This is a genomic window from Tardiphaga sp., assembly GCF_044340795.1.
Lineage (GTDB): Bacteria > Pseudomonadota > Alphaproteobacteria > Rhizobiales > Xanthobacteraceae > Tardiphaga.
The window spans coordinates 1-9,525 of record NZ_JBIISY010000223.1; the positions used below are offsets into that span (position 1 = coordinate 1).

A 9,525-nucleotide genomic window follows, 5' to 3' on the forward strand; every position below is an offset into this window, starting at 1 on the left:
AATCAACATGCACGAGGCCCATGAGGTCAAATACTGGACGCATCAGCTTGGCGTAACGAAAGATCAGCTGCAGAAGGTCGTCGATAAGGTCGGCAACTCTGCCGCTGCCGTTCGCAAGGAGCTGGCGGTATGAAGCCGCTTGTTCGGCGGTGGACTGAGCAAGACCTGCAGAAGCTGCGACTGCTGATGTCTCAAGGAGCTTCAGCCTCCCGGTGTGCTGCTGCCCTCAACCGCTCGGCGTCTTCAGTAAAGAAGGCCGCACGTCAGCTCGGCGGAGAGTTGGCAGGCGTGCGCGCACTGAAGGCCCAACGTCGCGACATGCTGCAACGGGAAGAGGAAAGCCTCCGGCCTGGCCAGCGAAGAAACGACGGCACCTACGTATAGGCTCTAGGCGACCTCGTCGTGCGGCCACGATGATACTCCCGGCCTAGCGCGGCCGGGAAAGGTCTTCTCGGTGCCGCACTGGCGACATTCGAATACCCGGTTGACGTAGCCCTTCATGCCCGGCTCGATCCGCTGCAGAAACAGTGACGACGTGCATTTCGGACAAGCTCTATCAGCCATCACTTCATCCCCAGTGGCGAAATCCCGACGGAGAGAAGCGTAAAGGTCGCCGGGGTTCCCGGCGCCTCTGAATAACTTCGCGGTGTGACTTAAAAGCCCAGGTAGCGGCGCGGATGGGAACGAGAAACATTCGTCCCACTTGGTCTTGCATGATGAACCAGCCGCAGATCCCGAGCCTAGCCATCCTCATGGAGGAGGCCATCCAGATCGCGTGGGATTATCTGGAGCTTACCGGCGAGATCGAGGACGCTGAGGTGTGCAGCGGGGTCTTACTGTACCACGTCGAGTCGATGATCCGGCAGGGCGTCCGCAGCCGTCTCCTGTTGTCGAACAGGGCGATCCGCAAGTACATGGAATACAAGGTAACACGAGACCTCAAGTTGGCCATCTGACGTCTATTGACCTGTGAGGGGCGACGGCGGGCTAGGTTCGCTTTGCCGCGATGCGCCGCGCTCATCTTGGCGCGAGATTCTACGCTGTGGGGCTTGCAGTGGTTGGCGGGCATTATCCAACCCTCCGAAATTCCACACACCACACCCAAGGATTGGCGCCCCAACTTCTAGCGCCGCTGATGGCCTCCCAAAGGTCGGCATAGGCAGTGCGGTAGTGCCTGAAATGCTCGGGTTTTGGAGTGCCTTCTGCTTCCGCGTCTTTCTCAGAAATATCCTGCAGCCGCTCCACCCGCACGCTCACCACTTCCAGCAAAATGCGACTGGCCCAGCGGGGCATGTAAATTGACGCACGCCAAGGCAGGTCGGTGCCGTTATCCTGTGCTCGAAACTCACCGTCAGCCCGGTAAACCAAGCTGTCATCTATACATGTTTCGCTGCACTGATTTTGGTTCTGAGCCCACGTTTCCCGCACCCACAGCCGGTCACCCGGCTGGTCGTAGGGGCACTTTATTGCCCATGGACTTCCCGTACCATGAGGATACTTGCGAGCTGAGAATCCAAAGTACCCCTGTTGGCGCATACGTTCTAATGTATGCGCCGGTCTGTCTTAATGCGCGAAGTCGTTGTACTCAGCACCGAACATTTGCTTTTTGACTATTCGCCGCGTCTGCGTTTTGCGGCCTTCCAATATCGCGCGCACCTCGGCGGCGCTAAAAATGATTGGGCGTTCTTTTATCGATGGAGGTGTGATTGCATCCATGCACCTTCTTTCTGTTGTTGAACCAATGCACCGCAGTAAATAGTCGGGCCCGGAGGGGGCATGCTCACCGGCCTTGCAGCCAAGGTGAGTCACGCGGACTTATCGGTCAATCAGGATTGTTTGCCACAAGCAGGTGCGGAATTGTCACAAAGCCGGGAGACATGCGTGGAACGGGCATTTCCACTTGCGAACATCCCGCGCGGAGATACCGTGCGCACGCCCCGGATGGCTCGCTACGCGCCAATAGAGGGCGCAGGGGTTGGGAAATGTGGAATTTTGGCCGGGCGTCAGATGACGAGGCCCTGAAGCTCGTTGTCGCTTATCTGAACATCAGCGAACCAGAGCGACGAAAACAAGTTTTGGCCCTGGCAGAAGAACTTCAAAGGGCCTCGGTGCCGCTGGCGAAGAAAGAGCAGCCCTCGATCTGGCAAGACAACCGGCCTAACGAGAATGCTGCTGCCGGAGATCCTCGACTGCCTTGGCTGCGGCGAGATTGATCGTCTCCGTCGAACAAGGCCCGCCCTTGACCTGCTCAGCAATCTTGACCGCGATCATTCGGCGGAAGTCATGATTGTTGAGCGCTGGTGGCAGTGACTGGCATGCCTTGTCGAGTGCCATCTCCATATTGAAGCGGACATTCTTGTCGAAGTTTTCGACAATGAGGCTGTCCGGCCCATTCCAGCTACTCAGAACATTTTCCATCCGCATGGGAGCCTCCCGAATTTTCTGCTCAATGCGGATGTATCGGGAGAGTTCCTACGCGGTTAATAGAATTCGTCGATGCACCGCAGTGCCGCTAGGCGCCTTCTAAAATAGGGTGCGGTATACGATGTAATCCCGCATCATCTTTCCACATCAAACGACATCTCCAACCTATTGAACGGAGGAACGCATGTTCCGCTGCCACTATACGTGCGCGCATTGCAGGCGTTGGTGGTGCGAGGATTGGGATGAGATCGAGCCCGATGGCGTGCTGGCAGTGCGACAACACGGCCAGCCCCTACCGCGCTCAATACGTGAAGCCGTCCAGACTGCTCGAGGAGCGAAAGCTGGTTACGAGAGCGGCGGAAGAATGAGCTTTTACGCAGAGTCTGTCGCTCTCGACTTTATGAAGTTGGCCGGCTTCTACGTCGATTTAAATGACCGGCTGGAGGTGATCAGCCGTGGAGGAGATATCACCGCCTCCGATGCCGCCCGACATATCCGTGACTCCTCCGATCCGGCATACCGGTCATCAAAGCCCGTCCTTCGGACCTTACCCCTTCCGCTCCGCCCATGGGGCTTTAGCGAGCGCTTCCGGCAAGACACTGGGCTCATCGAAGGGGTTGAGTGCTGGACGGGTGCCTGCGCCATCTAGGGAACAGTGCAGTAAGGTCGGGATTGCTCGCACGGCTGTCCAATTCCTCCCGAGATAGCCCGCCACAAACTCTAGCCCCGTTTCGGCGGGGCTTTTTTCTGTCCAACGGAACAGCGCACGAATCATCATCTTGATTCATGGGCGAAGTCGACTTTCGCCCAGGCTGAGCCCCGCCGTCTCCCTCAGCCCCCAATGCCCGGACGGCGGGCGCTCGCTTTGAACCTTCCCGATTAGCTGCGTCTACCCCTGCGTGGGTGGACCCCAAGCGCTCAAAGATCCCCAGACTGGAAGCCCAGTTTCCCTCGGCGGGGTTTCACTTGTTTGGGGTAAATAAGGCGCCCTTGAGAAGGCACCTTGCAACTTGGAGGGTTGAGCAGCAGGCATGCTGCGAGTTGTGAGCTCCGCACGCCTCTTGAGGGCGTTACGGCTCACCACAGGTGCACTAGCGCAAACCAGCGCGAACCGTATGCCTCTTCGTGCATTTTGGTTCGCTTTACGTCCCCCGGCGCGCCACTCGTGTAGCGCTAAGTTACTGGAATTATTATTAGAGGCGATAGAGAATTTGATCGGTCCAGAAGCGCACGACCTTGATTTCAGCTTCGTTCCGTTTTGCGCCGGGAACTGACATCCTCACACTCGGGATTTTGCGACCGTATGCTGCCAAAATATCTTTTCTGTCTGAACGGACTTGCGTCAGCCTAGAAAGAAGCCATACGTGCTCAATGGCTTATGCCGACTGATGATACAATGGACCAAGTATCATCAGTTGTCTCTTCGAACTGACGGTGGCCGCCTATGCAAGGTCGCGGAGCGTTCGAAGCCGAGGCGTAAGGGCTTGGGCTAAGAGCTCTAACCCTTCAGGTGTATTTGTGTATGTGAGGTAGCGGTGGTGCCGCAAATCGAACGGCGCGTCATTGCCATTTTGCGCGATGGGAACAACGTGCTTACCAAGAGTGTGCGCAATACCAGTTTCATAAAAGACGTTGGGATTTTGCCGTGTAAAGTCGCAAACTACGATTTTTGAACGAAAGATCAGCGAGAAAATATCCTGTATTACCTCGCTCTCCTGCCAAATATTGTCAGCTCTTACGCATCGTAGTCCGCTTTGCATGCAGGCGTTCTGTATCGCGCCGAACACTACACCAAACTCCGGAGAAAATGGCATCATGACAGATACCAGATCCGCTTCTGGTGGCGCCGCAGGCAGGCGAAAAACTCGTGGCTGCGCTGGAATATCGATCCGTTGACCGAAGCCTTGCTCGGCAATTCGGCTTCCCGGCGGTTGCGCATTTAGCGTCCCGGGGTGAATGAGCCCTTTTTCCACGAGAACTGGAAACAGATCGACGTCCTTCAAAGCCCAATGCGTTCGATTCATTTCCCAGTCGGTCAGGTCGAGATCCCACTGAAATTCCAACAAGCGCTCAGGTGCAATCGACGGGAACGCGGGATCAAGCACGTATTCCACTCGGACCTCGTTCGCACGGTGACGGATACGTGTAATCCAGCCAACACGAGCTGCACTACCGTTAGCATTTTCTTGCGCGAATAGAACTGGGAAGCGCATTAGGGCAGGTATGTCAGCCTCATTAAGACCGCCATATCGTTGCGACAGTTGCTCGGCAGTGTATTCCCTGAGAACACGCGAGCGTTCAATCTCCCACGGCTCGCCGTTCCATGCGTCAGGATTGGCAGAGACCATAAGATGGTACATACGACGCACCCCCCCTAGACATAGAATTTAAATGGTTGCTTCTCCGCACCCTTAGCGCTGCCCATCGCGAGCACGTCTCCAACCTTCTCCGCAAATCTTACGGTAACCGGAAGGCTGTCGTTGAAGTTGCAAGCGTTATAGTTGATCTTGGTGAGGCCCATAATGTCGCGTAGTACATCGATGATGGGCGGCGGATCGCCAGTGCTCCGTAGTACTGAGATTAAAAGCGGGTTTGGTGTTTCCGGACCGATATAGGTGTCAAGCTGCGGCAGATAGCCGTTCGTCCAAAGATACGCATTTTTCTCGTCGAGTATCAGCGCCGTCCCGCGCAGCACGGGATAGTCACCATCCCGGAAGAGTTTTGTTTCGGCATCCGTTGTACGAATACGAACGCCGACGAGATTGGTGACCGACGGAACTGCCTTGGCGAAGGCGTCCCACTCTTCGTCGTTGAATGTCGTCTTGCCGTGAATAAACAACTCTCTCGGAGGAGATCTATGTTTATCTTCATAAGTGACCAGCACCTTCTTGATGAGATTCGTCGCAGCTGCCGCACCTAGATGAAACTCATATTTGCTCGTTTGCCATGGGCCATTTGCACCGCGAAAAACCACACCGTCACCTTCAGCCAAAAACATCTGAGCCGCACAGCAGGCGTGGTTGTCTTTATTATTCGGAAGCATTTTATACACGAGGCCAATATAGGCGACGCCGGGCCGGGCCGTTGCCAATTTCCAAGGCGGCAAGGGCTGCGTCTTATAGTAGAGTCCGGTCGCAAGATTCCATCCGACGGTCGCGGGATCTTGCAGCACTCGGATTGGGTAACCTGCCTTGTTCACAAATTGGTCAGGCGCCAACGTTGTTTCACGCAAGAGCTGCGAGGTGTAGTTAAGCTTGAGAAGCGCGGCCTTTGCTTGTCTGTGAAAATCCGGAATATCGTCAAAGATTTCTTCTGACGACAAGTCGATGACGCCCTCGAGTAAAGGCATCTCCGATCTTTCGGTTTGTTTTTTGTGAAACTCACCGACATGAAGTGCGATGCCGGAACGCCGAGACTTAGGCTTACATCGGTCAAATATAATCTCCGGTAGCACAAAAACCCAGACGTCGATACGTTGCTCCTCATTGGCATCGTGCTGCTTGATCTTATTTACATAAAGGTCAACAGCAGAACGCACCGCTTCATGATGATTAAGCGTAGTGGTGGCGCTATCGATATCTTTCAGATCAATGGTGTATATCACTATTGCGTCCGGAACGAATGTAACGCCGAATGCTTCTTCAATTCCTGGAAAATCTGACAAGTGGAGGCGATTCTTTTTGTCTCGCTTTCCAGGTGGAGGCACGTCAACGCGCCTGATGAGACGCTGCGCCCAGGTCTTAAAATGCTTAATGCCCGCGGATGTGCCTATCGCGCCGATGCGAATTTCGCGCGTGTTCCTTGCCTTCAGATGCGGACCGTAAAGGAACAAGCCATCCTTTGGATGCACTGTATTCTGCTCGAAATTAAACGCGAGCATTGGCTCATCGATATGAACGACTGAAAGCGAAACCTCAGGCAAATTCATGCGATCTCCTCTTCAGCCTCATCACCGCGTTCACCCACCACACCGGTGAGCGTCGATTCATCAGTCTCCTCGTCGCCATCATCAATCTCGTCTGGAAGTTCAGTGGTGACCGGCGACGTAAAGAACACTGGCAAGCTCTCAACGCGAATACACTGCGCCTCTCCTACGCGCAGAATGATCGCTGACGACTCGCCGCACAGGAGCTCTAAAAACGCACGCAATCTCCCGTGCCATTGCTTGTTACGCCACCCCTTGCAGACGCTACGTCTAAGACGATGTTGCTTTTTCTTATCCTCGATCACGAGGCCTGCTTCGTCAGCAGCAATCTCGCTGAAAAGAACGCGCGCTTTGAGCTTAAAATGTGGAAATGGCCAGAAAGCCGGCAGCGCCGTTACACCATAGTGCCAAACGTGGCCCTTAGCTCTGTTGCGTAGCATCGATGAGCGCTTCTCACCTTGCGTGCCCCATGGGATGCGTTGGCCGATTCGTACTTGATCCTTAGAAACATGAAAGCCGGGGTTCTTAGAGTAGGCAAAACTCAGAAGGCCGAGAGACTGACAAGTAGCTTCCCACGCCTTTCGGGAAATAGATTGAACGAAATTTGTCGCTTCGCGCGGGCGCAAGCCTTTCTCGGGCCATCCATTGCGCAAGAACTCTAGGGTATTAATCTCGTGTACCACTTCAAACGCCGCGACGGATTCGAAGCTTTCGTTGACTACATGCGGCTCAGCAAAGCTGAAGAACCCACGTAGATAACGCTCGGCGTGATACTTGAACCTACCACAGGCGCGAAACATCGCTGCTTGGTCAACTGCACCAGTCGGCTCGAAGTAGCGAATGACATCCGGAAGCTCCATCATGCGCAGCCAGTTTGATGTTAATGGCTCTGGCTCTTGCTTGATCGGGATTGCATTTCGGCGTCGATACTGCTCCCAATTTTGGCTAATGCGGACAGCTGAAGTATCGCGTGGCACGCTCGCTTTATCAAGGTATTTAAGAAGTTTACTGAGACCTTCAGCCCACCGGTTCTCGAAGTCGATGTATTGGAGTCCGGCGATTCCGAACAGTTTTTTGAATTCCTTCAGACGAAGTGGGATAATAACATTCGGGTCACCGAGAGCTTTTGCTAGGTCTTCGGCAATCGCGATTTCTTCTTGTACACCGTTCGCCGCAAGTGTCGCATCCTCGCAGCAAAGTAGCATTTTTACCGCACGGACATGAAGCGTCGTAGTCAGTTCCTTGCGCCAGCGCGATCCTGGATCAAGGCGAATGATGTCGGCATAGACGGCATATCCCTCCGCCTCTAGCTTTGGCGCAAGCCAGAGTGCGAACTCATCATTACCGGGAGTCGCTTTACTGATAAACAGTATATCCCGGTTCTTTGATTGAGGATCCGTCATACATGCAATCTCAAGAGCGAATCATCGCAGGCCTAGAAGTATCGGAAAAACGAGCTCAACATGCTATGGTCAACCGCCCGATACGCTCACATGGTCGCTCTGCTATCAAACGAAAAGCTCATCATTCTCATAGATAGCCAGTTACAAGCGCCGGAAGCTGTATAAATCAGGCGAGGTTTATCCAACACGGAGAACCTCAAATGGCTGTTCTTAAGTCCCTCTCATTCACCGCAATGTCTAAGGTTTCGACCGATCCGGCTTTCGTGCGCCGGGTCAAGTTTATCGAGAAGCTGGAAGAGCAGAAGCGACTGCTCGAAGACCCCGGATATGTCCGGACCGTCCAGCGTACAGCCGAAGTCGATGGCACCAGGCAGGCCGTCGTCCGCCGCCAGAGGGTCCGGCCCTGGTGGAAGACCGATGCATCCGGTCAGCTTCTAATGTCCATCAAGTTCGGCTCTAAGCCGATCGAGTTCGAAAAGGGCAAGACCGGGATCGTCGTCCCGTCCAAGGACAAGCTTCCGGCGGTTATCGATACCCTGATTTCGGCCATTCGGGCCGGCGAGCTGGACGATCACTTCGCAGCTGCGAGCAAGCTCCGTCAGATGCCTTCTGGAAAGAAGTGAACGCGGCAGGGCGGCTGCTTTCGGTGGCCGCCTGCCGTGCCCTCTGGGCTTATTCCTTAGTCTTAGTTGCCCGAGCTCGCTTAGCTGGCTTCTGCAAAAAGTCGGCCGGCTCCGTTCCGAGCACAGCCCCAAGCTTCACCAGGATCTCCAAGCCGACCCAGGTCTGCCCCTGCTCAAGCTTGCTCATATAGGTCCGATTCACCCCTGCCTCATGCGCCAACTCTTCCTGAGACAAGCCCTTCTCCTGTCTCAGGCGGCGCAGATTCGTTGCGAAAATCTGACGGAAATCCATCCGGTCAGATGATCGGCCTGTCTGTTATATGCCTACCGCTTTAAACAGACAAAAATCTCAGATATCCCTTCACATATGCGCCGCGTGGATTAGAGCCAGATCCATCTGTGGCTCCACTTGGGGGACGATATGACTGAGGAATTGAGTAAGGCGCAGCGCTGGGGGCAGTTTAAGGCCCGTTTTTGGAGCGTCATCGGCAGCCTGTTGGCTTTCTGCTTCGTCTTCATCCTGGGAGGGATTGTAGTGATGCGCTTTGTCACTGACCCGAACCTTTCGGTCCCGCTTGCGGCCATCCTAGCGATATTCAGCGCGACCGTGGTCTACGTCCTCTCGATGAAGAAGAAATCACGGTACGCGACGTGCCCGTCGTGTTCCGCACCGTTCAGCATGGTGCTTGTAGATCGAGACGAGCAGCTCATTACGGCCGTTCCGCGTCAAACCGTAAGGGTAGTTTCTCATTCTGCCAAGGACGGCACCCCGCAGTATCAGCACGATACGTGGGTTGCTGAGTTTTACCGAGTTACTGACACCGTTGAATGTGACCAGTGCGGTGAGAAGTTTGAGCGGAAGTACAATAAGGAATACGGTAGTGGTGCAACATCTTCGACGGATTGGTGATATCCCGAAGCTTCGGTGAAGCATCGGCGATGCGACGACGGGCTAAAAGGTGATTTTCTGCCGCCGATCCAGTCCAAGCCAGAATTCAACAGGAAGTCCGGAAGCGGTGGAAAGTCATCGACTGACTGGGGCGACCGGACCAACGTCGGGTAGGTTACGCGCTGTACGGAGGCGGAGAAGTCCTGCTCCCCCGACCTAAAACTCTTACGGAGTAGAAAGCCGCGACCACAGATCGGATGC

Annotated in this window: 11 protein-coding genes and 1 pseudogene; 4 read left to right on the forward strand and 8 right to left on the reverse strand. The window is 54.8% G+C overall.

All coding sequences use genetic code 11. From position 1 onward, the window contains the following. Position 1: 1 nt before the first annotated feature. Positions 2-133 (forward strand): DUF3606 domain-containing protein, encoded by a 132-nt coding sequence (locus ACIQ17_RS26205; RefSeq protein WP_398472235.1) that lies wholly within the window; start codon positions 2-4, stop codon positions 131-133. Positions 134-387: 254 nt separating this feature from the next. On the opposite strand, the gene ACIQ17_RS26210 is transcribed toward ACIQ17_RS26205, so the two are convergent. Then, positions 388-564, reverse strand: a complete 177-nt coding sequence (locus ACIQ17_RS26210; RefSeq protein WP_398472225.1) for a hypothetical protein — start codon at positions 562-564, stop codon at positions 388-390. 152 nt (positions 565-716) lie between these two features. Here ACIQ17_RS26210 and ACIQ17_RS26215 point away from each other — a divergent pair, with 152 nt between their 5' ends. Next, a complete protein-coding gene (locus ACIQ17_RS26215; RefSeq protein ID WP_398472236.1) occupies positions 717-956 on the forward strand; it encodes a hypothetical protein in 240 nt (79 codons plus the stop codon). A gap of 38 nt (positions 957-994) precedes the next feature. On the opposite strand, the pseudogene ACIQ17_RS26220 reads toward ACIQ17_RS26215, so the two are convergent. The 6 genes and pseudogenes from ACIQ17_RS26220 to ACIQ17_RS26245 all read right to left on the reverse strand — a co-directional run. Further along, positions 995-1,069: pseudogene (locus ACIQ17_RS26220) on the reverse strand (NUMOD3 domain-containing DNA-binding protein); the annotation flags it as partial. Between the two features lie 494 nt (positions 1,070-1,563). After that, a complete protein-coding gene (locus ACIQ17_RS26225) occupies positions 1,564-1,716 on the reverse strand; it encodes a hypothetical protein (RefSeq protein WP_398472226.1) in 153 nt (50 codons plus the stop codon). 441 nt (positions 1,717-2,157) lie between these two features. Continuing rightward, positions 2,158-2,424 carry a hypothetical protein gene (locus ACIQ17_RS26230; protein WP_398472227.1) on the reverse strand — a complete coding sequence of 89 codons (267 nt, stop codon included), beginning with the start codon at positions 2,422-2,424 and terminating at the stop codon, positions 2,158-2,160. Positions 2,425-3,866: 1,442 nt separating this feature from the next. Next, on the reverse strand, positions 3,867-4,772 hold the full coding sequence (locus ACIQ17_RS26235; protein ID WP_398472228.1) for a hypothetical protein: 906 nt from the start codon (positions 4,770-4,772) through the stop codon (positions 3,867-3,869). A gap of 26 nt (positions 4,773-4,798) precedes the next feature. After that, entirely contained in the window at positions 4,799-6,352 is a 1,554-nt protein-coding gene (locus tag ACIQ17_RS26240) for a hypothetical protein (RefSeq protein ID WP_398472229.1), read from the reverse strand. Beyond that, positions 6,349-7,752 carry a toll/interleukin-1 receptor domain-containing protein gene (locus tag ACIQ17_RS26245; RefSeq protein ID WP_398472230.1) on the reverse strand — a complete coding sequence of 468 codons (1,404 nt, stop codon included), beginning with the start codon at positions 7,750-7,752 and terminating at the stop codon, positions 6,349-6,351. The genes ACIQ17_RS26240 and ACIQ17_RS26245 overlap by 4 nt, the downstream gene beginning before the upstream one ends. A gap of 200 nt (positions 7,753-7,952) precedes the next feature. Between ACIQ17_RS26245 and ACIQ17_RS26250 the strand changes: the two genes are divergently transcribed. After that, a complete protein-coding gene (locus ACIQ17_RS26250) occupies positions 7,953-8,375 on the forward strand; it encodes a hypothetical protein (protein WP_398472231.1) in 423 nt (140 codons plus the stop codon). 49 nt (positions 8,376-8,424) lie between these two features. Here ACIQ17_RS26250 and ACIQ17_RS26255 read toward each other — a convergent pair whose 3' ends face one another. Then, complete coding sequence (locus tag ACIQ17_RS26255; protein ID WP_398472232.1) at positions 8,425-8,667, reverse strand: helix-turn-helix domain-containing protein; 243 nt, start codon at positions 8,665-8,667, stop codon at positions 8,425-8,427. Between the two features lie 129 nt (positions 8,668-8,796). On the opposite strand from ACIQ17_RS26255, the gene ACIQ17_RS26260 reads away from it, so the two are divergent. Continuing rightward, positions 8,797-9,285 carry a hypothetical protein gene (locus ACIQ17_RS26260; RefSeq protein WP_398472234.1) on the forward strand — a complete coding sequence of 163 codons (489 nt, stop codon included), beginning with the start codon at positions 8,797-8,799 and terminating at the stop codon, positions 9,283-9,285. Positions 9,286-9,525: the final 240 nt, after the last annotated feature.

What these genes read in the sequence shown, in the direction of transcription:
- ACIQ17_RS26240 (WP_398472229.1), bottom strand. Translation starts at nt 6,352, where the DNA reads ATGAATTTGCCTGAGGTTTCGCTTTCAGTCGTTCATATCGATGAGCCA.
- ACIQ17_RS26210 (WP_398472225.1), bottom strand. Translation starts at nt 564, where the DNA reads ATGGCTGATAGAGCTTGTCCGAAATGCACGTCGTCACTGTTTCTGCAG.
- ACIQ17_RS26230 (WP_398472227.1), bottom strand. Translation starts at nt 2,424, where the DNA reads ATGCGGATGGAAAATGTTCTGAGTAGCTGGAATGGGCCGGACAGCCTC.
- ACIQ17_RS26255 (WP_398472232.1), bottom strand. Translation starts at nt 8,667, where the DNA reads ATGGATTTCCGTCAGATTTTCGCAACGAATCTGCGCCGCCTGAGACAG.
- ACIQ17_RS26225 (WP_398472226.1), bottom strand. Translation starts at nt 1,716, where the DNA reads ATGGATGCAATCACACCTCCATCGATAAAAGAACGCCCAATCATTTTT.
- ACIQ17_RS26215 (WP_398472236.1), top strand. Translation starts at nt 717, where the DNA reads ATGAACCAGCCGCAGATCCCGAGCCTAGCCATCCTCATGGAGGAGGCC.
- ACIQ17_RS26260 (WP_398472234.1), top strand. Translation starts at nt 8,797, where the DNA reads ATGACTGAGGAATTGAGTAAGGCGCAGCGCTGGGGGCAGTTTAAGGCC.
- ACIQ17_RS26245 (WP_398472230.1), bottom strand. Translation starts at nt 7,752, where the DNA reads ATGACGGATCCTCAATCAAAGAACCGGGATATACTGTTTATCAGTAAA.
- ACIQ17_RS26235 (WP_398472228.1), bottom strand. Translation starts at nt 4,772, where the DNA reads ATGGTCTCTGCCAATCCTGACGCATGGAACGGCGAGCCGTGGGAGATT.
- ACIQ17_RS26250 (WP_398472231.1), top strand. Translation starts at nt 7,953, where the DNA reads ATGGCTGTTCTTAAGTCCCTCTCATTCACCGCAATGTCTAAGGTTTCG.